Origin of the sequence: Slackia heliotrinireducens DSM 20476 (genome assembly GCF_000023885.1) — a bacterium.
In the GTDB taxonomy this organism is placed as follows: domain Bacteria; phylum Actinomycetota; class Coriobacteriia; order Coriobacteriales; family Eggerthellaceae; genus Slackia; species Slackia heliotrinireducens.
In genome coordinates, this window is record NC_013165.1 from 257142 (window position 1) to 280069 (window position 22928).

A 22928-nucleotide genomic window follows, 5' to 3' on the forward strand; every position below is an offset into this window, starting at 1 on the left:
CCCTTCGTTGACGCGCGTCAACGAAGGGACAATACCCTCCGTCCCCGTCGTCCCGCCCCCGCCCGTCGTCCCGCGCGTCCCCCGATGCCCTCGTCCGCTCCCTAGACGGTAAACTTGTCTTATGATAATTTGTCAACAGCATTTCGTTGTGTGTCGGCACTCGCATTCGTAGGGGAGAGCCTCATGCTCAGCATGTTGGTCGTCGGATATCTGTTCTTGGGTGGCGTCGGGGCCGGCGCCTGCGTGGTCGTTTCGGCCATGGCCCTGCTGGTCCCCCGTGCCGAGCTCGCGGCAATCCGACGTGCGAATACGCGCTCGGGGTACGTCACCATGGCCCGCGTCAAGCAGCCGTACCGGCGTCTGATCGCGCCTTGCTATGCCGCAGCTTTCGCCACGGTCTTCCTCGGGTGCCTGTTTCTGCTTCTTGACCTGGGGAATCCTGCCATGGCGCTGGCGCTGTTCCGCTATCCGACCGCTACGTTCATCTCGGCGGGTTCGTACGCGCTGGCCGCGTGTTTGGCGGTCACGCTGCTGTTGGGCATCGTCTGGGGCGCCTCGGGTGTGCACGTGCCGTACCGCCTGCTGCGTGCGGCGGAGTGGTTCGCTGCGGTCGTCGGCCTGTTCGTAACCGCATACACCGGCCTGCTCCTGTCGACTTTGGGCACGGTGCCGTTTTGGACCAGCGCATGGCTGCCTGTGCTGTTCGTACTGTCGTCGTTGTCGGGAGGATGCGCGTTGGTGCTGATCGTCGCGTGCGTCTTCAATACGACGGGCGCGTTCAGGCAGGTGCTCCGTCGGCTGGTGCGGTGCGACATCGTGGTCATCGTGCTGGAGGCTGCCGCTGCCGCCATGCTGCTGGCATCGGCGTTCAGCCACCCCTACGACGTGGCCGCGCAAGGCGCGCAAAGCCTGTTGACCGGGGCGTACGCGGGCATGTTCCTCGTCGGTTTCGGGGCGTGCGGGCTGGTTGCGCCATTGGTTTTGGAATTGAACGCCGCGAGGTGGGAGGGCCGGTTCATCATGCTCATTCCAGCCATCGCGGCTTTGGTATTGGTCGGTGCGTTCCTGATGCGTTACTGCATTGTGGCGGCGGGCATGCACCCTGAGGTTTGGACGGTGTTGTAATGGCGAAAGATACGGCGAGGATGTTCTCGTTCGAGGTTGATGAAAGCACCGATGTGCCCCTGTGGGCCCAGCTCAGGAACCGGCTGGCGTATCTCATCACGTCGGGGTATTACCGCCCTGGCGAGCAGCTGCCTACGGTGCGCGCGCTGGCGTCCGAAATCTCCATCAACTACAACACGGTGAACAAGGCCTACCTGGCTTTGAAGTCCGAAGGCTACATTGAATCCACCCGCGGCCGCGGCGCGTTCGTGCGCGACCTGGCTGTCGAAGTGGACGAGGAATTCTCCCATGAGGTGGACACCATTCTGGGGGACTGCGTGTCGGCGTGTCGCGATCTGGGGCTCACTCTGGACGACGTGTCGCGCGCCATGGATGCTAAAATCCAGCAGATCAAACTGGACGAGGGGCTGGTGGAACCCGACGCAAGCCGAACGACGGCGCGCGTGTTCACCATCGGCATGGCTTCGAGAAATGCAGGAACGGGAGCATAAGTCATGAAGATTCGCAATACCGCTTCGAAGGTGGCGCATTCCCAGGGCGAAGGCGCCCGGCAGGTCGCTTCGAGCCGCTACAGCAGGTTTGCCACGGTGGCGGACACGCATACGGAAGTTGTCGGCGAGCAGGCGTCCAACACGGGTCGCATCGCGTTCGGTTGCGCGGTGTTCGCCGCGTCATTCGCCGTGCTGCTGGCCGTGTGCTGGCTGGTTTTGGGCGAGCTCACGTTCATCCCCGTTGCCGTCGCGGCCGTTGCGGCTCTGATTGCGGCCTCCGTAGTGCGTGTGGCCCAGCAATGGGAGAAGGTCGTGGTCCTTCGCATGGGCAAGTACAACCGCGTGGCGGGTCCCGGTCCGTTCTTCGTGATTCCGTTCGTCGAAAGCGCCGCCATGCGCGTGGACGGCCGCGTGCGCGTGACCACCTTCGGCGCCGAGGAGACCCTGACGGCCGACCTGGTTCCGCTGTATGTGGATGCGGTCCTGTTCTGGATGGTGTTCGACGCGAAGGCCGCGTGCACCGAGGTGGGGGACTTCACCTGCGCGGTGGAGATGGCCGCCCAAACCGCACTGCGCGATGCCATCGGCCGCGGCGGTGCGGCGGAGGTCGCCTTGCGCCGCGAGCAGCTGGACCGCGAGCTTAAGGAGCGGCTGGCAAACAAGGTGGGCGACTGGGGCGTAACCATTCTCTCGGTGGAAGTGCGCGACATCGTGCTGCCGAAGGAGCTGCAAGAGGTCATGTCCTTGGAGGCCCAGGCCGAGCAGCGTAAGAAGGCCCGTATCATCCTGATGGAGGCCGAGCAGGACATTTCCGAAATGATGGAAGACGTGTCGCAGACCTATGCCGAAAACGATGCGGCCCTGCACCTTCGCTCGATGCATCTGCTGTATGAAAGCGTTCGTGAAACCGGCGGCACCGTGGTGGTCCCCTCCAGTTTCAGCGAGGGATTCAGCGACATCATGCCTGACTCGTTGAAAGGTACGATCGGGAAGTAAGGCTTTGAACTGGCCGTACGCATGTCAGCACTGTAGTTTCCTAGCATAAAACTATTTGCAAGATAGTATAATTCAATTCAAAATTGTCCTAAGACAATAGTTGATTGTCTTAGGACAATCAACTATACTGCCGCCAAGAGATTTAGCTAAATCGATTTCTATTGGAATCGATATCCAGACTCGAGCGGTCATCCGATGGTAGCGCAACCATCTTCCGAGGCCGGGGTTTTGAGGCGTCGGTACGGAGACTGGACAAGAGGGGGATATCCTGACAGCTCTATAAGGAGGAGATATGTCAGGAGAAAAGACCGTGAACCCGGGCATCACCCGCCGCGGTTTCATGAAGGGCGCTGCCGCATTGGGCGCACTGGGCGTTACCGCCGGCGGCATTGCAACGGCAACGAGCAGCCTGGCGCCGACCAACGCGCAGGCAGAATCCGAAGAGCACGTTGCCTACACGTATCACCAATCACACTGCGGAAACATGTGCGCACTTGCCTGCACCGTGCGTGACGGTCGTCTCGTGTGCATCGAGCCGAACAGTGCCATGGCCGAGCGCAGGTACAAGACGATGTGCCTGAAGGGCGTATCTGAAGTGCAGCACATCTACAGCGACAAGCGAATTCAGACTCCGCTCAAGCGCGTCGGCGAACGCGGAGCAGGCGAGTTCGAAGCCGTCAGCTGGGAAGAGGCCCTCGACGACATCGTCTCGCAGATCAAGGACATCCAGCAGAGCTTCGGCAAGGACTCTGTGCTGGTCACGACGTGTGCCGAATGCGATGTTCCGTTCCTGGCCACGATTCTCGAGGCCCGCACCTGCGCGAACAACAACGGCATCGACATCGGAACCGGCAACGGCCTTGACCCCGCCACCGGTATGGGTTGGGGCTTCGCCATGTCCGCACAGGAGCCTCGCGACTGGGTCAATTCCCGTCTGGTCCTCAACGTGGGCAACAACTTCTGCGAATCCAGCCTGGCCAACGCCCGTGTCATGTTCGACGCGAAGGACGCCGGCGCCCACGTGGTCACCGTTGACCCGCATTTCTCCACCACCGCCTGCAAGTCCGACGAGTGGATTCCCATCGAGGTCGGTACCGACGCGGCGCTGTTCCTGGGCATGACCACCCATATTCTTGACAACAACCTGGGCGACCAGGAGTTCATGGCCAAGCACACGTCGCTGCCCTTCCTGATCGACACGAAGACCGGCATGCTGGTCCGCTCCGAGGAAGGCATCGTCGACGAGGCCGCAAAGGCCGAGGCCGAAGCTGCGGGCACCGAGTACATGCCCTTCTATCCGTTCCTGGTCATCGACGAGGACGGCCAGAAGAAGCCCTACACCGAGGCTGCCAATCCGCAGCTCACGGTGGAAGGCACCTTCGACGGGCAGCAGCTAGTGTCCGTGTACAGCAAGCTGTGCGAGAGCCAGAAGGCCTATCCGACCAGCTGGGCTGCGGAAGTCACCGGCATTTCGCAGGAGCGCATCGAAGCGCTGGCCGAAGAATACGCCGCTGGCCCCTCCTCCCTGTGCGTGGGCTGGGGCGGTTCCGACAAGCTGAGCAACGCAGACATCACGGGCCACGCAGCTGCCGTCCTGGTTGCCGTCACGGGCAACATCGGCAAGCCCGGCGCAGGCGTCGGCGTGTATGTCGGCGCCCAGTACGCCGGCTATGCCGCCGGGTTCGGCGAGTGGGCCATCCCCGAGAAGTACGGCCTCATGCCCGGTCCCGCCGACCTGCAGATGCGTGAGCTTCGCCAGACCGACATAGTGCATGCCATCGTTGCGGTGGGCGACCTTTTGGCCCAGAAGGTGGGCAACATGAAGCTCACCGAGGAATGGACGAAGACCATCGACCTCATCGTGACGGCCGACGTGTACTTCACCGAGGGCGCCAAGTGGGCCGACTACGTTCTGCCGCTGACCAGCCGCTTCGAATACGACGCTGAGGTCGGCAATGTGAAGAACGGTTACAACCACATCTGCCTGCAGGAAAAGGTGCTCGATCCACTGTTCGAGGCCAAGACCGACCTGTGGTTCCAACGCGAACTCGCCAAGCGTCTGGGTTACGAAGACGCCCTGCCTGAAACGGCCGACGAGCGCGTCGCAGCCATCATGGCCGGCTGCACCGAGAACGTCACGCTGGAACAGCTGAAGGAGAACCAGGGCGTGTGGCCCATCACGGGTATCGAGAACCCGCGCCTGGTCGCCACCGACTACGCGTTCTACACCGAGTCCGGCAACATGGAGGTCTACTACCAGAATCTGGTCGACTTCAACCAGGCCCTTCCCCAATGGGAAGAGAACATCGAGGCCTACCCGGGCAACCCCGAGAGGGAGAAGTACCCGCTGCAGCTCACCAACACGCGCACGCGCTTCCGCATTCACAACCAGTTCAACGACTCCGCTTGGCTGGCTCAGTACTACACGCCGACGGTCCATGTGAACCCCGTCGACCTGGAGGCCCAGGGCATCAAGACCGGCGACACCGTGCGCCTGTTCAACGACCGCGGCGAGATCAAGGTGGCTGTGGCCGCCAATGAAGCAATCCGTCCGGGTTCCGCCCGCCTGTACGAAGCCACGACGGCCGACTACACCGTTGCCGGCAACATGCAGGATCTGACCAACGACACGCCGATCGAGCGCGGCGCCGCCCTGATGATGGGCCCGGTAGCCCCGTTCAGCGACACCATCGTCGGCATCGAGAAGGCATAGGGGAGGAACTCAAATGACGAAATATGCTATCGCGATCAACACCGGTCGCTGCGTCGGCTGCCACACGTGCTCCCTGGCCTGTAAGATGAGCAACAACATTCCTGACGGCATGCTGTGGAACCGCGTCCTGACCGAAGGCTGCGACGTTATCGACGGCGCCCAGGGCACCTATCCGAACCTGGAGCGCAACTATCTGCCGCTGGCGTGCCAGCATTGCGAAAACGCCGCATGCCTGAGGGCTTGTCCCACCGGCGCCACCTACAAGGACGAAGAAGGCCGTGTCGAGATCGATTACGACAAGTGCATCGGCTGTCGCATGTGCATGGCCGCCTGTCCGTACAATGCGCGAACCTTCAACTGGAAGGAGCCGAAGCGCATCACGGGTGCCGACTACGGCCACAAGGATGTCCCCGCGCGCAAGAAGGGCGTCATGGAGAAGTGCACGCTGTGCCCCGAGCGTACGGGTGAGGGGAAAGAGCCCATGTGCGTGGCGGTCTGCCCTGCCGGAGCGCGCGTCTTCGGCGACCTGGACGATCCCGACTCCGAGATTTCCAAGCTCAAGCGCGAGCGCAATGTCCGTATTCTTCTCGAGGACATGGGCACCAAGCCCCAAGTCTTCTATTTCGAATAGGAGGTGCACCATGCAAACCAAAGGTTTCTCCAAGGTATCCATGGGCATTTTCGCCGCGCTGACCATCATCGGCGTCGCGTGCTGGATTTACCAGCTCATTGGCGGTCTGGGTGTCACCGGCATGTCCAACATCAACTCGTGGGGCGCCTATATCTGCATGTTCATGCTGTTCGTGGGTCTTTCCGCAGGCGGTTTGATCGTCGCCAGCTCCGCCCACGTGTTCGGCATCGAGTCGTTCAAATCGGTGGCCAAACCCGCCGTCATCTGCTCCATCGTGTGCATTTGCATCGCCGGCATGCTGGTGCTCGTCGACATGGGCGGCATCCAGCGCATCTGGCGCATGTTCACGGGTCCGAATCCTAAATCGCCCCTGCTGTGGGACGTATGCATCATCACCACGTACCTCGTCATCAACGTCCTCGACCTGATCTGGATGCAGAAGGGCGACGAGGCGAAGGTGAGCAAGCTGTCCTATGTGGCGCTGCCCGTTGCCATCCTCGTGCACTCCGTCACGGCTTGGATCTTCGGTCTGCAGATCGCCCGCGCCTGGTACACCGCCATCATGGCGCCCATCTTCGTGGCTTCGGCTATGGACTCCGGCCTGGCTCTGCTCATCCTGTCGCTCATGCTGCTCGAGAAGGTGGGCCTCATGAAGCTCGACGGCGACCTGCTGGCCTCCTTCGGCAAGCTGCTTGCCACTTTCATCTGCGTGGACGCTTTCTTCATCGGCTGCGAGCTGCTGACCATGGGTTATCCCGGTGCCCACGAGGCCATCGCCCTGAAGGAGATGGCCACCGGCGCCACCGCTCCGTTCTTCTGGGCCGAGATCATCGGCGGCCTGCTGATTCCGTTCCTTCTGCTGGCCTCGCCTAAGCGCCGCAATAACCGCGGCCTGGTGGCCCTGGCCTGCGCGCTGGTGGTCCTCGGCGTGGCATGCAAGCGCGTGTGGCTGCTGTTCACGAGCTTCATCCATCCGAACGTGTACGGCGCTGGTGGCATCACGACCGGCACTGCCGCGGCGCAGTCCGACCCCACTGCCATGTGGGCTCTGACGGGCTCTTACGCTCCGACGGTCCCTGAGGTCCTTATCGTGATCGGCGTCATCTCGCTCGGCGTGCTCGGCTTCATGGTCCTGAGCAACATGCTTCTCGGCGGCAAGACCGCGGCCCAGGCTGCCTAACGTACTGCAAACCTGAACAGGGCGCCGACATGACGGCGCCATCCCCCTCCTTCGATGCGCCCGCACCAAAACCGTGCGGGCGCATTGCGTTGCCTTGGTTCCCGAATCGAAACGGCGAAAGTTCTGGCGAGCATCCCACGCGAACCGCTTGGCGCGCGCTGTTACGGTTTTTTCCTGCGAGCCATGCCAGGCAATCGACGCTGGCGTAAGATAACCGAGTTACCCTTTTGAAAGCGAGCGTTCGTGACCGAGCCAGTTGCAACCGAATCCCATGTCATGCCGAAGCTGGACATGCGCGGCGTGCGGCAGACGTATGCCGGCGTCCACGGCGATGTGATGGCGCTTGAGGACATGAACCTGTCCGTGGCGCCCGGCGAGGCCGTCGCCATCCTTGGGCCATCGGGCTGCGGCAAATCCACAAGCCTGTTGCTCGCCGCCGGCCTGCGGAAGCCTTCGGCCGGCTCGATCCTCGTGGATAATGAGCCCGTCGCGGGCCCACGGCTCAAGACGTCCCTCATCCTGCAGGATTTCGGCCTGATGCCCTGGAAGACCGTGGAGCAGAACGCTGGACTGGGCCTGCAGATCCGCAAGGTTCCCAAATCCGAGCGCAAGTATCGTGTGGCCCGCGCCCTTGAGCAGGTGGGGCTTCAGGATTTCGCGTCGTCGTACCCGGCGGAGCTTTCTGGCGGCATGCGCCAGCGTCTGGCCATGGCCCGCGCGCTTACCTGCGAGACGGACCTGCTGCTCATGGACGAGCCGCTGTCCGCCTTGGACGCCTTGCTGCGCGAGGAGATGCAGGACATGCTGAAGCGCACGTGGCAGGCGGCGGGATATGCCCAGGTCCTGGTCACACACTCCATCGAAGAGGCCGTGTATCTGGGGGAGCGGGTGTTCGTGATGACGCCGCGCCCCGGACGTTTGGCCTACACACTGGACAACCCCGAGATGCATGCCGACGATTGGCGCAGCGACCCGCTCTTCTTCGAGCGGTGCCGCGATCTGCGCGAGGTGCTGACCAGCAGTGTCGCGAAGGCCGCCGAAAGCGAGGCCGTCCATGCGTAGGCTTCTGGGTTACCTGCTCGCCATCATGTTCATCCTGGCAGGATGGCAGCTGACCGCCATGGCTCTGGGAAGCGCTGCGTTGCCCGAGGTTCTGCCCGCGCTGCAGAACGTGGTCATGTACTTCGACGAGATTGCGCCGGCCTTCGGCGTGAGCCTGTACCGCGTGGTGATCGCCATGGTCATCGGCACCGTTCTAGCCATCCCGTTGGGTCTGGTCTGCGGCCGGTCGCCCCGGGTCGACGCCGTGTTCGCGCCCGTTCTCTACTTCCTGTACCCGCTACCCAAAGTGGTGCTGTTGCCTGTGTTCATCGTGTTGCTGGGTCTGGCCGACGCGCCCAAGATCGCCCTTATCGCACTGACCATCTTCTTCCAGGTTCTGGTCACGGTGCGAGACGCCACCAAGAGCGTGCCCGAGGACAGCGTGCTGTCCGTGCGTTCGCTGGGTGCGAGCCGTCTGGATATCTATCGCCACGTCATCGTGCCTGCCACGCTGCCCGAGCTGTTCACGGCGCAGCGCATTTCCAGCGGCACTGCCGTGGCCATCCTGTTCTTCGCGGAGAGCTTCGCCGGCTCCACGGGTCTGGGTTACTTCATCGCCGACGCATGGGCCCTGCTCAACTACCCGAAGATGTTCGCAGGCATCATCGCCATGGCCGTGCTGGGCGTCATCTTGTACGAGATCTTCGACATCGCCGAACGCCGTCTGACCCGCTGGCGCCGCCTGTAAGCGTCGCTGCGTACGCTGGGAATCCGTCGTCGGCGCGACGGACCGAGATGCGGATCCTTTTCTGCAGGCGGCATCGCTTGCGGCGCGGCGCGCATCTTCTTGGACCGATGCCGATCACCGTCCAGCCGCAACGCCGATTCAATTGCGACTACAAATGCAAGCCTAAAAATCAATATCGACGACAGATGCGCTTCCCGAAAACCATTGCGACTACAGTTAGGAGGCCTATTTCGAGGTTCATCGGGCCCGATTTGGCCTGAAATAGGGGTGCAAAGCCGTTTTTGAGCCCGAAAGTGGTTCAGACCCCCGTTGCATTTGTAGTCGGAATGATTTCCGAGGTTGGCTTTTGTAGCCGATATGCCTTTTTGAGCCTGCATTTGTAGTCGATTTGATTTTGCTGCCCGTTGCAACCCGACAAAACCACGCTCATCGCGGGAGTCGCGCGGGGTTGCGCATCCGGATATGCACAGACGATGCGCCGTCTAATCCCGCCGGTATGAAAAAAGGCGGAGCCGAAGCCCCGCCTTGCAAACTTCGAAGGTCCCTACTTGACGTTGGTGGCAATCTCCCGGTAGTCCCATGCTTCCATATCATCTTCCAAGGCGTCGGCTGCGCTTTCGACCTCATCGATGGCGTCTTCCAAGGCATAGCCTTCGTCGGTGTAGATCCTCGCGTCTGTAATTGTGGCGTGGTTGTCTACGCGGACATCCATGTTGATGGAGTAGTCGTCGGTGTAGGAGGTGATGTATGCATATTCGCCCTCGGAGTCGACGTAGCACGCGTAGGTGCCGGCTTTAAGGCCGAGATCGCTGACGTAGCTGAGCACTTTGTCGCAGGTCAGCTCGTCGGTGCTGGCATACACCTTGATGGCGTATATGTTGGTCAGCTCTTCGCCGTCCTCAAGGTCTCTGGCTTCAGGGTAGGTGTAGAAGGCCCATTCGCCCTCGGCCTGTTCGGCTTCCTTCTTGTTGAAGTCGCCCATGGTGTCCTTAAGAAGCTCGCCGAATTCCTCGCTGCTCACGTAGACGCGCTGTCCGTCAACCTTGACGCTTTCCATCTTGTCGAGCGTCTGGGCGATTTCCTCGGGCTCCATGGTTACGAGCTTTCTCAGATTCGCGTTGCCGGATCCGCCGAAGGGACGGATGACCAGGAACAATATCAGGAGAAGGGCCACCGCTGCAACCGCGATGATGATCGGCAGGAACTTCTTGATGTCGAAAGAGCCGGTCGGCTGGGCGACCGCGCCGCCGTATCCGGGCATCGGGGCGGGGGCGGGATTGGGGGCGGCGTTCAGTTGGCTTCCGCAGTTGGCGCAGAATGCGGATCCATCAGGAAGCTGCGTGCCGCAGTGGGGGCAGAACATGCGCATCCTTTCTCTCGAAACACCAATATATATATGCGTCATGATACACGAGCGGAACGTGTCTGGTTGCATGGCGGCTCGATTCGGGCCGTACGGTACGTCCGTTAGCGAAGGTGAGGCAGCAGCCGGATTCGAGCCGCGAAGCGCCTGAAGCGCCTGCAGGGCCGCGAGGCGCCCGAAGCGATTGCCCAAGGGCGGACCGGTCAGGCCCTGGAGCGTCCCGAGGCGCCGGCCCGAACCGAACCGAGACCTCCGGAAAACGAAAAGGCGGAGCCGAAGCCCCGCCTTGCACGCAGCATATGTTCCATCCGTTACTTGACGTTGGTCTGGATTTCCTCGTAGTCGAATTCGTCCATTTCGTCTTCCAGATTGTCGGCGTAATTCTCGACCTCGTCCTGGGCGTCCTTCAGGTCGTAGCCGTCGTCGGTGTAGACGGTGGCGCTAGCGACAGTGGCGTGACTGTCGATGGAGACGTTCAGGTTGATGGAATAATCGTCGTTGTAGGCGGTCAGGTAGCCGTAGTCGCCGCCGTCTCCGACGTAGCAGGCGTAGGTGCCCACATCAAGCCCCATGTCCTTGGCGTAGTCGACGATCTTGTTGCAGTTCAGGTCGTCGGTGTCGGCGTACACCCGGAAGCACGAGACGCTTCCCAGGTCGTCGCCGTCTTCCAGGTCGCGGGCGTCGGGGTTCACGGCAAACGCCCATTCGCCGTCGGCCGCCGCGGCTTCTTTCTTGCTCAGGCCGTCATCGGCATCCTTGATCAGGTCGCCGAACTCCTCGGAGCTCACGTACAGCCTCTGGCCGTCAACCTTGACAGACTCCATCTTGTCGAGCTGCTTGGCGATCTTTTCGGGTTCCATGGTCATGATCTTGCCCACGTTTTCGCCGCTGAGCCCGCCGCCGAAGGGGCGGATGATCAGGAACAACGCCAGGAGCAGCACCGCTGCGGCCACACCGATGATAATCGGCAGGAACTTCTTAATATCGAAGGACCCGGCAGGCTGCGCGACGGGAGGGTAGCCAGGCGCAGGAGCAGGGTTGGGGGCGGCGTTCAGTCGGTTTCCGCAATTGCCGCAGAATGCGGAACCGTCGGGGAGTTGCGTACCGCAGTTGGGGCAAAACATCGAAGGTCCTTTCGTCGGGTGTTTTCTGATGTGTATAGAATACCGCGACCGCCGCGGGTTGGGTTGTGCAACTTTTCGGCATCGCCTCGGTGCAGCGCTAATCGGTCCACCAGTAGGAGTGAATGCCGGACAGGGCCACGGTGCCGCCCGTCGGAACCTGGCGTAGCGCGTTGGCGATGTTGAGCATGTCGCCGGCGGCCATGAGGAAGCTGGATGCGCCGAAGGTGAACAACGCCGCAGATCCGAGGGTGCCGTGGGGGATGAGCAGCCAGACCAAACAGGGGATAACTCCAAGGACGAGGCCAGGCAGGGCGCTCATGACGATGAACCGGCCCTTCGTGAACGGGTGCGTGGTGGTGACGAAGAGCATGCCCTGGCGCAGGGCGGTCCACAGTTCCACCTGGGCGCCGCGCGGCATGCACATGGCATGAAGGAACTCGTGGGGTACGGCCGCCACCAGGGACAACGCCGCGCCCAGCATGATGCCCAGTGCGAATTGCGGGGCCAGCGGGTCGGTGCCGTCCAACAGCAGGCCCGCCACCAGCACCGCAACCACGGGGATGCACATGTACAGGGTGTATTTGACGGCCTCGCGGGCGATGCCGTCAAGCGAGTCGGGCTCGTCGAACATGACCGCGCGTTCGGGCATGTCGGCCACGGGCAGATCGTCCGGGCCGGTGAACTTCCCTTTGTAAACCAAATGCATGATGGATGCTCGCAGGTCAGGCTAGTGGACCGAAGGCAGTGCGATCATGAAGCAGGCTCCGCCGCTGGCCACGTTGAACGCCTGCACGGTGCCGTCGTGGGCCTCCACGACGCTCTTGACGATGGCCAGCCCCAGACCCGTGCCGCCCGTGTTGCGGGCGCGGGAGTTGTCGCCGCGGTAGAAGCGGCTGAACAGCATGTTCGGGTCTGTGTCGCCGAATCCCGGGCCGTCGTCGATGACGCTCACGATGGTCTTGTCGTCGACGCCTTCCAGCCGGATGACGATGTGTCCGCCGTCGCCGATGAACCGGCAGGCGTTGGCCACCAGGTTGTAGATGGCCTGCTGCAGGCGGTCGGGGTTGCCCAGCACGTCGGGGGCTTCGCCCACCACCTCGATGGTGCCGTTACGGTCCTCCACCAGGGTTTCCAGCACGTCGGCTACGTCGGTGGCGATGGTGCGCAGGTTGACGCGCTGCAGCGCCTGCTGCTCGCTTCCGTCCTCGATGTGCTGCAGCGTGAGCAGGTCATTGGTCAGGCGGGTCAGGCGCTCGGCCTCGCTGACGATGGTATGGGTGAAGCGTTCCCGCAGGTCCTGCGGCATATCGGGGTCGGCCAGCGTTTCGGCGTTGCCGCGGATGGCCGTAAGCGGCGTGCGCAGCTCGTGGGCAACGTCGCTGATGAACTGGGTCTGGCGTTTCTGCTGCACACTCAGATCGGCCATCTGCTGGGAGGTCTTTTCGCTCAGGTCGTGGAAGTCGCGGGCCAGCATGTCGGCCTCGGCAATGGTTCCTTCGGGCTGGAAGGACACGTCGGTCACGCCGCTGAGCAGGGTCTGCGCCTTCAGGTGCAGGTTTTTCAGCGGTTCCACCAGGTAGTGGCCGATAACCAGGCTAATGGCGAAGGTCACGGTGCAGATGAGCAGGATGAACCAGGCCGTTTCAAAGGCGGAAAGGTCAATCACGCTGCTGACCATGGTCAGCAGGATGGTGCCCGTGGCCGTAAAGAGCGTCGCGAGGATGGCCAGATATGTTTGTAGGCGGTGCATGGTGCGGGGTTATGCCCTGAAGCGATACCCGTATCCGCGGACCGTCTCGATGATGCCCGGATCGAAGCCGGCGGCGGCCAGCTTGTCGCGCAGGCGCTTGATGTGGGTGTCGACGGTCTTGGTCTCGGTGATGTATTCCCAACCCCAGGCCTCGCGCAACAGGTCTTCGCGGGAAGCCACCTTGCCGGCTACCTTCATAAGGGCGCTCAGCAGCTCGAACTCGCGGGGGGTCAGGTCGATGGATCCGTTGGGGCCCTCGGCGATGTGGCGTGCCTCGTCCAAGGTGATGCCGCCGGCCGTGATGGATTCGCCCGCCATGGGCTCGGCGTCCATCTGGCCGCGACGCAACAGGGCGCGCACGCGGGCGATGAGCTCGCGGACGCCGAAGGGTTTGGCCAGGTAGTCATCGGCGCCGATTTCCAGGCCGACGACCTTGTCCAGCTCGGAGTCGCGGGCGGAAAGGAACAGCACCGGCGCGTTGGTGCGGGTGCGCAGGTTGCGGCACAGCTCGTAGCCGTTCATGCCGGGCATCATGATGTCCAGCACGTACAGGTCGTAATGCTTGTGGCGCGACATGGCCAGCGCGACGTCGCCGTTTTCTGCCGTGTCTACCTGATAGCCCGCTTTACGAAGGTTGTAGGAGACGAAATCGATGATGGACTGCTCGTCGTCGACAAGCAAGATGGTGCTGGGCTGGTCGCTCATGTGCGCCTCTTTCTTCTGTGCGGAGTGGAACCGCAGGTCTTGAGTACGACGTATGATACCACGGCGTTGTGGAGCGGATGCGTTGTGCATGTTTTGATGCCGTCTCGTAAAACTCGAGACGGAGCCGAAAGGAAAAAAGCCGCCTTGGTCGGCGGCTTCGTTGGTGCAAGGTGTGTGCAGCGCTATTCGGCGGCTTCGGCGGCGGAGGGGTGTTCGCCGGCGAACCGGTCGAGGTCCAGCTCCATCAAGCGCGAAATTGTCAGTATGTAGGTGCGCAGCGCCCGTTTGAGGGTTTCTTCGGAAACGCCCTCGTCAGCGGCGTGCATGCCGCCCACCCATGCGGGATAGCTGTCGTGCGGATCCTCGACGCCGAAGCTGACGGCGCGGGGGAATTCGCGGGCATAGGTGGCGCCGCCCGAGGTGAAGGGGTCGCCGTCCAGCCCGGTCGCGTCGTGGTAGGCCTCGGCGAACACCCGGATGATGTCGGAGTTCTTGTCCATCAGGAAGGGTTCCATCACGGATTTCCCGCTGAAGCTGCCGCCGAACTCTTCGGCCAACGCGGCGAAGGCGGCGCCCATCTCATCGGGGGTGATGGTGGTGGGGTAACGAAGGTCCAGCGTGACGTTGAAGCGGTCGTCGACGCGATGGATGGTACCTGCGACGCAGGTCAGCGGCCCGAAATCCTCGTCGGAGCAGGCGATGCCGACGCCCGAGCCGTCCGTATGGCCAATAACGGCGTCCAGCCCGCGCAGCCAGGTCGATTCGGCGGCGGTGGTCAGGTTGTGTTCGAGCAGGTAGGCAACCAGCATGCCGATGGCGCTCACGGTGCCTTCGGGCATAGCCGCATGTCCCGCCACACCTGTGGCGGTCAGGGTGACCAGACCGTCGCCGGCGGCTTCGAAGGCGATCCCTTCTGCAGGAGGCAGGGCGTCCGCATGGGCCTTCAAGGTGAGTTTCGCCAGGCCAGGCACGGCATTGGTGGCGGATCCGCCCGTGGTGAAGTCTACGATGGTGCCGTTTTCGAAGCCGGGAGACCGAAGGATTCCGCGGTAGCCGCCCTTTTCACCATAGCAGACGGGGAAGGTGTTGTCGGGCGTGAACAGGAAGGCAGGCGAACCGTATTTCTCCTGGTAGTAGGCCACATCGCGCATGCAGCCCGTCTCCTCGTTGGTGCCGAAGATCATGCGCAGGGTGTAGGGCAGCCGCGCGTCGCGCTCTTGGAAGAATTTCATGGCGTACAGGGCTATGACCAGCGGTCCCTTGTCGTCGATCACGCCGCGGCCCAGCAGGAAACCGTCCTTGCGGAGCATGGTCCAGGGGTCCAGCGTCCAGCCGATGCCTGGTGCCACCACGTCGGCGTGGCAGATCATGGCGAGCAGCGTGTCGGATGTGCCGGGCAGGTCCGCAAACCCGATTTCGCCGGCGTCGTCGACGGATTCGAAGCCCAGGCGTTCGGCCAGCGCCACGGCGGCCTTCAGCCCCTCGTGGGCGGCGGGTCCGCTGGGATGTTCGGGGGTGGCGGCGTCGAAATCGACGACGCTTGGCACCGCGATCATCTTCGCGATGTCGGAAACGATGTCTTCCCAGTTCGAAGCTATGAATTCATCTGCGGCCCGCAAAAGTTCCTCGTCGGCCATAGGTGCTCCTCTCATATATAGGTCGTGTTGCCGACCTATTGTACTCCGCTTTTGCACTGCGGCAACCGCCCGGCCGCGACGGTCAGCCCGAACCGATCCGCGAAGCCGACGGGGCTGGTCGCGCCCGCCCGCATCAGAAGCCCCGACGCCTTCGCCACGTTCGCCCGAGCCCGGGGCGGTTTGCTTGCATTTGCAAATTCGGTGCGCAGTGCGGTTCTGCTCGACGTGTGCTCGACATTGGGCTATAATGCCAGTCCATGCCCGAGTGGCGGAATGGCAGACGCGGTGGTCTCAAAAACCTCTGTCCACAAGACGTGCGAGTTCGAATCTCGCCTCGGGCACCATTCAAGTATTCAGGTCGGCGTCATGCCGGCCTTCGTTGTTTATCAGGCTGTTTTCATGAAAGGAGCCCTATATATGAAAACAAGAAGCCAATCGGTTGCGTTCTGCGGTCTTGCCATCGCGCTGATCGCTGTGAGCGCTTGGGTAACCATCCCGCTGGGTCCCGTGCCCTTCACTCTGCAGATTCTGATGCTGACCTTGGTGCTGCTGGTGCTGCCGCCCCGCGAGATGGTGGCGGCCATCGTGGGCTACGTGGCCCTGGGCGCCATCGGCCTGCCTGTGTTCTCGGGCATGCGCGGCGGCATCGGCGTGGTCATGGGCACCACCGGCGGCTACATCATCGGCTACGCGGTAGGTGCCTGCCTGGTGGCGCTGCTCTTCTATTTCTGGAAGGAGCCGGCGAACAAGAAGGCCCGCTTCGCCCGCGAGATTACGGCGTCGGCGCTGTTCCTGGTCGTGGTTTACATCCTGGGCTGGATTCAGCTGGCGGTTGTGGCCGACCTGTCGGCAGGTGCGGCGTTTGTCGCCGGCGTGGCCCCGTTCGTCATTCCCGACGCCATCAAGATCGGCGTGGCAACGGTTGTGGCCCATGCCATCAAGCAGTCGCTGCCGGCGCTTGGCGCCGCGAAGAAGGTTGCGTAAAGGTTTGATGCCCGCCTGCGCACCGCGCGCGGCTGCCGCTACAATACATCTGTTCAAAGGCGATGCCCTGTCGCTTCGGCGGCGGGGCTTTGTATAGCGGGCGAAACGCCTGATGAAAGGACCGACATGGGCGCATACATTCTGGCATTCGACACGGCCAACGAGGTCGTTGCGGTGGGCGTGGGCCGCCTGCCCGACGATGCTGTCGACATAACCGCCGCTCAAGCCGAATGCGTCGCATCGGCGTCGGTTTCGGCACGGCGGGCCAGCAACACCACGCTTATCGCTCGCATCGACGAGGCGCTGGCGTCTGCCGGCGTGACGAAAGACCAGGTCGCAGCCGTGGTTTGCGGTCGCGGCCCTGGCAGTTTCACGGGCGTGCGCATTTGCATGGCCACGGCCAAAGGCATGGCGTCCGCGTTGGAGGTGCCGCTGTTGGGCGTGTCCACCCTGGATGCCGTGGCGTGGCGCGCGTGGGCCGAAGGGGTCCGCGGCGCACTGCTGGTGGTTGCCGACGCCATGCGTAAAGAGGTGTATCCGGTGCTGTTTCGTCTGGATGACGAAGGTGCGCAACGCCTGACCGCCGACGCGGTGGTGAAGGTGCACGACGCCGAGCGCTGGATTGCCCAGGCGGTGCTGGAAACCTTCGGCGACCCCGCCACCGAGTTGAAGATTGCAGGCGACGGCCTGATGAAATACCGCGAAACCTTCGAGGGTCTGGGCCAGGTGCTGGACGAGGGCTTGTGGCCCGTGTCCGGCGAGGGTTTGCTGATGGCGCCTCGGATGGGCGGTAACCCGGCCACGCTGCTGCCGGTGTACACGCGCCTGTCCGACGCGGAGGAGAACGAACGCATTCGACTGGCTGACGCGGCTCGTGCGCCGAAAGACCTGGCCACGGGCGTGCAGGCCGAAGGTGCCGTCACATATCGGCCTCTGGACGCCGAGCATGTGGGCGATGTGGTCGACCTGGAACGACGCACCATGGGAACCGATGCGTGGAACGCGAATTTGGTGGCCGACGAACTGCCCCGCAAGGACCGCACCTGGTGGGCCGCCTTCGACGGAACGCGGCTGGTGGGCTATTGCGGCGGGTTGGTCGTCGCAGGCCAGGTTGAGATTCTCAAGATTTCCGTCGAGCCTGCGTACCGTCGTCGCGGCATTGCCCGGCATCTGCTGGGTCTGGTGGCCGCCGACGCACGCGACCTGGGCGCCTCGGAGTGCACGCTTGAGGTGCGCGTGTCCAACGAGGGCGCGCAGGCGTTCTACCGTGATCTGGGGCTGGAGCTTGTGGGCGTGCGCCCGGGCTATTATAGCGATCGGGAGGACGCCGCCATCATGACCGGTCCGCTTCCCGTGGAGGTCCACGACGTGGCGGGCATGACCCTGCGTGTGGACGAGGTTGCCAATGGGGAAGAATCCGACGTTGTGGCTGTTCAACCGCTGATTCTGGCCATCGAGAGCTCCTGTGACGAGACCGCCGCGGCCATTATCGACGGCGAAGGGTCCATGCTGTCCGACGTGGTGGCGTCCCAGATCGATTTCCATGCGCGCTTCGGCGGCGTGGTTCCGGAAATCGCCAGCCGCAAGCACATCGAGGCCATCTGCGGCGTGACCGACGAGTGTCTGGACGTGGCGGCCCGCGCGCTGGGCCGCAGCCGCCTGCGGTGGCGCGACTTGGATGCCGTCGCCGTAACCTACGCTCCGGGCCTGGTGGGAGCGCTGGTGGTAGGTGTCGCCTTCGCCAAGGGTGCCGCATGGGGCGCCGATCTGCCCATTATCGCCGTGAACCACTTGGAGGGACATCTGTATGCGAACCGCCTGGCCGAGCCGGACATCCAGCCTCCCATGGTGGTGTCGCTGGTCAGCGGCGGCCACACCATGCTGGTCCATGTGAAGGATTGGGGCGATTACGAAACGCTGGGCTCGACCATCGACGATGCGGTGGGCGAGGCCTTCGACAAGGTGTCCAAGGCGCTGGGGCTGGGTTATCCTGGCGGTCCGATTATCAGCAAATACGCAGCTCAGGGCGATGCGAAGGCCATCGCGTTCCCGCGTGCGCTCATGCACTCGGGCGATTTGCGGTTCAGCCTGTCTGGCCTGAAGACCGCCGTGACCACCTACATCAACAAGGAGCGCGAGGCGGGGCGCGAACTGAACATTCCCGACATCGCAGCCAGTTTCGAGGCGGCGGTGGTCGATGTGCAGGTGTCGAAGGCGCACACGGCCCTGAAGGACACCGGCGCGCGCACGTTCTGCCTGGGCGGCGGCGTTGCGGCCAATCCCGCGCTGCGCGGCGCCTACGAAGCCATGTGCAAGAAGCACGGGTATCGCCTGGTCATGCCGCCGCTTTCGGCCTGCGGAGACAATGCGGCCATGATCGCCGAAGTCGCCCGCGACCGCTTCGCCCAAGGCAAGTTCGCCGACTGGAGCCTGGATGTGACGGCCCACGCCCCCTTGGACGAGCCGTACTAGCGAGTGTGTCACCAGGGACGTTTCTCATTGGCTCATTTTTGTGTCAGCAGGGACAGATTGTGGGACAAAGGGGAGTCCCCCTTGTCCCATTTTGCATCAATAGGGATGCCTCTCCGTCCTTTTGGCCTGCTCCTTTAGCCGAAAACCAGCTTCTGCGCCAAGAAAAACAAGTAGTGTACGACTGTTCGGACCCGCTCCGCTTCTATAAACAATCACCCACGCAGAGCCCCAGGTCAGACGCGTGTCGATATGACACGCGCGGCCCGTATTGTTGCGAAGTCGTACACCACTTGTTTTCTTGGCGGAAAAGGCCGTTTTCGGGCTGAGGAGCGGGGTGCGAGGACCCTGCCCCCATGCCCTTACCGACTCATCGGGCTATTTCATATGCTCTTCGCCCCAGGTGCACAGCTGGTCGAGCACCTTCATGAGCGAATCGCCCAGCGGCGTGAGCGAATACTCAACCTTGGGCGGGACCTGCGGATACTCTCTGCGGGCAATAAGCCCGTCGGCTTCGAGCTCCTTCAGGTTGGCCGAAAGCGTCTTGTCGGTCACCTTCCCAAGGTAGCGGCGCATCTCGTTGAAACGCACCGGCTGGAACTCCATCAGGCAATACAGGATGACCATCTTGTGCTTGCCTTGTATGAGCGACATCGTATAGCTGTAGCCGGTTCCTTCGAACTTGGCGTCGTCGATCTTCGAATCGGACATTCCCATGACTTTCCTCCAAGATAGTACCTGTCTTTAAAAACAGTACTGGTCATATGTTCGCCGCATAATCATACTGCAACTCGAAAGGACGTGGAATCTTCGGGAAGGTGGAGTTTGTCATGCATTTCGCGAGCGGCGTGGTTCGCCCGCCCTTCGAGGCGGCTTGCGGGTTTCTGCAGATAACATCGGGATGTTCCCACAACAGGTGCAAGTTCTGCACCTTCTACAAGGACGCGCGGTTCGCTGTGTCGCCGTGGGAAGAAATCGAGGCCGACCTCGACGAGCTTGCCGCCTCGCCATGGCGCTACTACGACCGCATCTGGCTGCAGGGCGCCGATTCGTTCGTGCTTCCGTATGATCGGCTCATGCGTGTCGCGGAAACGATTTACGAGAAACTGCCCTGGGTGAAAAGCATCGGCGCATTCGCGCGTGTCACGAACTTCCGCAACAAAACCGAGGAACAGCTCCGCAATCTCGCGGCGGCGGGGTACTCCAGGCTCACCGTGGGTGTGGAAACGGGCGACGACCAGCTGCTCACGCGCATGAACAAGGGCTACGTTTCCGACGAGGTGCTCGAGCAGATGTCGAAGGTTGACGCGGCCGGGCTCACGTGGGTTGGGCAGTTCGTGAACGGGTTGGGCGGGCACGGCTACGGCAGCCGCAGCGCCGAGGAGACCGCGCGCGTTTACAACCAGCTGCACCCCATGATGATTTACACCGCGTCGCTCACGCTGTTCGAGGACACGCCGCTGTACGCCGACGTGCAGGCGGGGAGCTTCGTCGAAGCGAACGAGCGCGAGCGCCTGCGCGAACTGAAGGCGCTTATTTCGCGGCTGGAATGCGACACCGTGTTCAAGTGCGAGCACGTGTCGATGCCCGTGAAGATTGCGGGGCGCGTGCCGCGCGACCGTGACGCCATGCTGTCCGCACTGGACGAGGCGATTGAAGAGTCCTACGACGGCCGGTTCGAACGGTATCGGGCAAGCATCGCGAACCTATAGGGGACAACATGCGCCCTCTTTTCCGGATGGGCGGATGGTCAAACGATAGGAAGGAACAACATGGAAAGCATCTCTTTGGCCAAGGCCTCGCAGCTCACGTCGCCGAATCCGCTGACGCTTGTGTGCACGCAGCGGCCCGACGGCAAGACCAACGTGGCCACCGTTTCCTGGTGGACGTACCTGAGCTTCAACCCCAACATGGTGGCGTTCGCCATGGCGAAGACCTCCTACAGCGGAGAGAGGGTTCGCGAAGCGGGTGTGGTCGCGCTCGCCATGCCCGGCACCGAGCTGGCCGACGTCGTCATGGGCTGCGGCAGCAGGACCGGTCGCAAGACGGACAAGGTGGAAGAGTTCGGCATCGCCATGCAGGCGCTTCCCGAAGTGCCCGTCGAGGTGCCCCAGGGTTCCTATCTTGTCGTGAGCTGCAAGCTCAAGGAGTTCGTCGAGGTGGGAGACCACTATCTCTACATTTGCGATGTCGACGAGGTGCTCGGCGACGGGGATGTTAGCGCTGCATTCGCATGGGGCGGCTACTCGCGCATTGCCGGCGCGACGATTGCGGAATAAGGAATGCGAAGCGTCCGGGGGTTTCGTGCAAACGCCTGGATTCGACCGACGCCAATGATTGTGCGCCAGCTGGAATGTGTCCCCGCTGGCGCATTTTTGTGTCAAAAGGAAACGTCCCTACTGACTCAGGCGGGGGCGTCGTCGGGATCGGGCGGGGTGCCGGCGTCGACCCAGACCTCGTCGCCGTAGGTGGTGGCCACTTCGCGTTCTTTTTCACGCAGAGCCTCCTGGAACCCCTTCAAAGGGTTGAAGGGGATGAAAATTTTCGCCCGCTCAGCTGGAGTCATGCGATGCAATGGTCGGCCCGACCCGTCGTACAGGGGCATGTTGTCGTATTTGCTACTCACCGGATTTATGCCCTCCGATCTGGCGGTTCCGCTCGCGTTGCGTCGCCTTGGGAAGCAAGTCGGTGCCGCGCAGCAGGGCGTTCTTCCCGAACCTCTCCTTCACACCCAGGATGGTCTCTTGACGGTTGCGCTCCTCGGCCAGCTGTTCCTCGTTGGCGAACAAGCTCATCTGCCCCCGCTCCGAATCGGTGACGTTGTTGCAGTTCACGACCAGGCCGCGGATGCGACACGACCGGTCGGTCACGTTGTCGAACACGTCCAGGATCCGTGGCAGGATGATTTCCCGCGAGTTGCTGGGGTAGGGCAGCCGCGCCGTGCCGCCGGAAGTGTAGATGTTGCCGTCCTCGTCCTTCTCGTAGCGCATGTTGACGGTGACCGACGCCGCCTGCTGCGACTTCGCCACCATTTCCAGACACACCTGGTCGGTCATCTCCTTCACGATCATCCGCGCCTCGCTGTACGTGTATCCGCAGGCCAGAACCTGGGCGTTGGTGATCGAATGGGTCTGGTTGCGGTACGCCTTGATGTCGGCGATGGTCACGGGCTCGATGCCCCACGCGTGGTCGATCAGGATTTCCGCGTCGATGCCGAACTGCTTGAACAGCTTTTCGGGGTAGGGGTAAAGCGCCAGCTGCCCCATGGTTTCGATGCCGAGCTCCTTCAGCCGTCGCGCCGTGCCGTGGCCGATTCGCCAGAAATCCGTTATGGGTTTGTGGTCCCAGAGCATGGCTTTGAAGGACTCTTCGTCCAGCTCGCCGAAGAAATCCGGGCTGTGCTTCGCCGTGATATCCAGCGCCACCTTCGCCAAAAACAGGTTGGGCCCCATGCCACAGGTGGCGGGGATGCCCGTGGATTCCAGGATATCGCGGCGGATGCGTTCGCCCAGTTCACGCGTGGTGCAGCCATACAGCGGCAGATAGTTGGTCACGTCCATGAACGACTCGTCGATCGAGTAGACGTGGATGTCTTCCTTCGCGATGTACTTCAGGATGATGCCGTAGATTTCCGCGGAGTGCTTGATGTAGTGCTGCATGCGCGGTGGCGCCATGATGTAATCAATACTCTTCGGTATTTCGAACACGCGGCAGCGGTTGCGCACGCCCTTGGCCTTAAGCGATGGCGAAACGGCCAAGGTGATGGTTTTCTCCGTGCGCTCGGGGTCGGCCACCACCAGATCGGTTGTGAGCGGGTCCAGCCCGCGTTCGACGCATTCGACGGAGGCGTAGAACGACTTCAGGTCGATGCAAAGGTATTGCCGATTGTCGCTCATTTCGCCTCCTTTCCGTACATGCGTTCGCTATTGTAGCACAAGCGCGGCAGTTTTCGGGGCGCATCGGCGCTTCGG

The 22928-nt window shown here is 62.5% G+C and carries 21 protein-coding genes and 1 tRNA gene; 13 read left to right on the forward strand and 9 right to left on the reverse strand.

The genetic code is table 11. From position 1 onward, the window contains the following. Nucleotides 1-183: 183 nt before the first annotated feature. The 8 genes from nrfD (SHEL_RS01025) to SHEL_RS01060 all read left to right on the forward strand — a co-directional run bounded on the left by nrfD (SHEL_RS01025) (nt 184) and on the right by SHEL_RS01060 (nt 8925). A complete protein-coding gene (nrfD, locus tag SHEL_RS01025; RefSeq protein ID WP_012797389.1) occupies nt 184-1125 on the forward strand; it encodes an NrfD/PsrC family molybdoenzyme membrane anchor subunit in 942 nt (313 codons plus the stop codon). Then, complete coding sequence (locus tag SHEL_RS01030; protein ID WP_232001612.1) at nt 1125-1616, forward strand: GntR family transcriptional regulator; 492 nt, start codon at nt 1125-1127, stop codon at nt 1614-1616. The genes nrfD (SHEL_RS01025) and SHEL_RS01030 overlap by 1 nt, the downstream gene beginning before the upstream one ends. Before the next feature lie 3 nt (nt 1617-1619). Further along, nucleotides 1620-2612: a slipin family protein gene (locus tag SHEL_RS01035; protein ID WP_012797391.1), complete on the forward strand. Its 993-nt coding sequence runs from the start codon at nt 1620-1622 to the stop codon at nt 2610-2612. A 292-nt stretch (nt 2613-2904) separates the two neighbouring features. After that, nucleotides 2905-5325 carry a molybdopterin-dependent oxidoreductase gene (locus SHEL_RS01040; protein WP_012797392.1) on the forward strand — a complete coding sequence of 807 codons (2421 nt, stop codon included), beginning with the start codon at nt 2905-2907 and terminating at the stop codon, nt 5323-5325. 13 nt (nt 5326-5338) lie between these two features. Continuing rightward, on the forward strand, nt 5339-5956 hold the full coding sequence (locus SHEL_RS01045; RefSeq protein WP_012797393.1) for a 4Fe-4S dicluster domain-containing protein: 618 nt from the start codon (nt 5339-5341) through the stop codon (nt 5954-5956). 10 nt (nt 5957-5966) lie between these two features. Next, on the forward strand, nt 5967-7136 hold the full coding sequence (gene nrfD, locus SHEL_RS01050; protein WP_012797394.1) for an NrfD/PsrC family molybdoenzyme membrane anchor subunit: 1170 nt from the start codon (nt 5967-5969) through the stop codon (nt 7134-7136). Between the two features lie 243 nt (nt 7137-7379). Then, nucleotides 7380-8198: an ABC transporter ATP-binding protein gene (locus SHEL_RS01055; protein ID WP_012797395.1), complete on the forward strand. Its 819-nt coding sequence runs from the start codon at nt 7380-7382 to the stop codon at nt 8196-8198. Continuing rightward, the gene (locus tag SHEL_RS01060) at nt 8191-8925 is read left to right on the forward strand and encodes an ABC transporter permease (RefSeq protein ID WP_012797396.1); all 735 of its coding nucleotides are present in this window, start codon (nt 8191-8193) and stop codon (nt 8923-8925) included. The genes SHEL_RS01055 and SHEL_RS01060 overlap by 8 nt, the downstream gene beginning before the upstream one ends. A gap of 544 nt (nt 8926-9469) precedes the next feature. On the opposite strand, the gene SHEL_RS01065 is transcribed toward SHEL_RS01060, so the two are convergent. From SHEL_RS01065 to SHEL_RS01090, 6 genes are all read right to left on the reverse strand, one after another. Then, a complete protein-coding gene (locus SHEL_RS01065) occupies nt 9470-10288 on the reverse strand; it encodes a zinc ribbon domain-containing protein (RefSeq protein ID WP_012797397.1) in 819 nt (272 codons plus the stop codon). Nucleotides 10289-10599: 311 nt separating this feature from the next. Further along, a complete protein-coding gene (locus SHEL_RS01070; protein WP_012797398.1) occupies nt 10600-11412 on the reverse strand; it encodes a zinc ribbon domain-containing protein in 813 nt (270 codons plus the stop codon). Nucleotides 11413-11509: 97 nt separating this feature from the next. Then, entirely contained in the window at nt 11510-12118 is a 609-nt protein-coding gene (locus SHEL_RS01075) for a DUF3267 domain-containing protein (RefSeq protein ID WP_012797399.1), read from the reverse strand. Between the two features lie 21 nt (nt 12119-12139). After that, on the reverse strand, nt 12140-13162 hold the full coding sequence (locus SHEL_RS01080) for a sensor histidine kinase (RefSeq protein WP_012797400.1): 1023 nt from the start codon (nt 13160-13162) through the stop codon (nt 12140-12142). A 9-nt stretch (nt 13163-13171) separates the two neighbouring features. Then, nucleotides 13172-13867 (reverse strand): response regulator transcription factor, encoded by a 696-nt coding sequence (locus SHEL_RS01085; RefSeq protein ID WP_012797401.1) that lies wholly within the window; start codon nt 13865-13867, stop codon nt 13172-13174. A gap of 182 nt (nt 13868-14049) precedes the next feature. Beyond that, nucleotides 14050-15504, reverse strand: coding sequence for a Sapep family Mn(2+)-dependent dipeptidase (locus SHEL_RS01090; protein WP_012797402.1), 1455 nt, complete (start codon nt 15502-15504; stop codon nt 14050-14052). Nucleotides 15505-15763: 259 nt separating this feature from the next. Here SHEL_RS01090 and SHEL_RS01095 point away from each other — a divergent pair. From SHEL_RS01095 to tsaD, 3 genes are all read left to right on the forward strand, one after another. Continuing rightward, nucleotides 15764-15848 (forward strand) — tRNA-Leu (locus SHEL_RS01095). A 73-nt stretch (nt 15849-15921) separates the two neighbouring features. Further along, nucleotides 15922-16488 carry a biotin transporter BioY gene (locus SHEL_RS01100; protein WP_012797403.1) on the forward strand — a complete coding sequence of 189 codons (567 nt, stop codon included), beginning with the start codon at nt 15922-15924 and terminating at the stop codon, nt 16486-16488. A 126-nt stretch (nt 16489-16614) separates the two neighbouring features. Beyond that, nucleotides 16615-18960: a tRNA (adenosine(37)-N6)-threonylcarbamoyltransferase complex transferase subunit TsaD gene (tsaD, locus tag SHEL_RS01105; protein ID WP_012797404.1), complete on the forward strand. Its 2346-nt coding sequence runs from the start codon at nt 16615-16617 to the stop codon at nt 18958-18960. A gap of 375 nt (nt 18961-19335) precedes the next feature. On the opposite strand, the gene SHEL_RS01110 is transcribed toward tsaD, so the two are convergent. After that, a complete protein-coding gene (locus SHEL_RS01110) occupies nt 19336-19668 on the reverse strand; it encodes a winged helix-turn-helix transcriptional regulator (RefSeq protein WP_012797405.1) in 333 nt (110 codons plus the stop codon). 119 nt (nt 19669-19787) lie between these two features. Between SHEL_RS01110 and SHEL_RS01115 the strand changes: the two genes are divergently transcribed. Continuing rightward, nucleotides 19788-20669: a radical SAM protein gene (locus tag SHEL_RS01115; RefSeq protein ID WP_012797406.1), complete on the forward strand. Its 882-nt coding sequence runs from the start codon at nt 19788-19790 to the stop codon at nt 20667-20669. A 60-nt stretch (nt 20670-20729) separates the two neighbouring features. Then, on the forward strand, nt 20730-21236 hold the full coding sequence (locus tag SHEL_RS01120) for a flavin reductase family protein (RefSeq protein ID WP_012797407.1): 507 nt from the start codon (nt 20730-20732) through the stop codon (nt 21234-21236). Between the two features lie 125 nt (nt 21237-21361). Here the strand turns inward: SHEL_RS01120 and SHEL_RS15010 are convergent, their stop codons facing one another. Together SHEL_RS15010 and SHEL_RS01125 are read right to left on the reverse strand one after the other, a co-directional pair. Then, nucleotides 21362-21583, reverse strand: coding sequence for a hypothetical protein (locus SHEL_RS15010; protein ID WP_012797408.1), 222 nt, complete (start codon nt 21581-21583; stop codon nt 21362-21364). Continuing rightward, a complete protein-coding gene (locus tag SHEL_RS01125) occupies nt 21576-22853 on the reverse strand; it encodes a Y-family DNA polymerase (protein WP_012797409.1) in 1278 nt (425 codons plus the stop codon). Before SHEL_RS01125 ends, SHEL_RS15010 begins: the two co-directional genes overlap by 8 nt. Between the last annotated feature and the right edge of the window lie 75 nt (nt 22854-22928).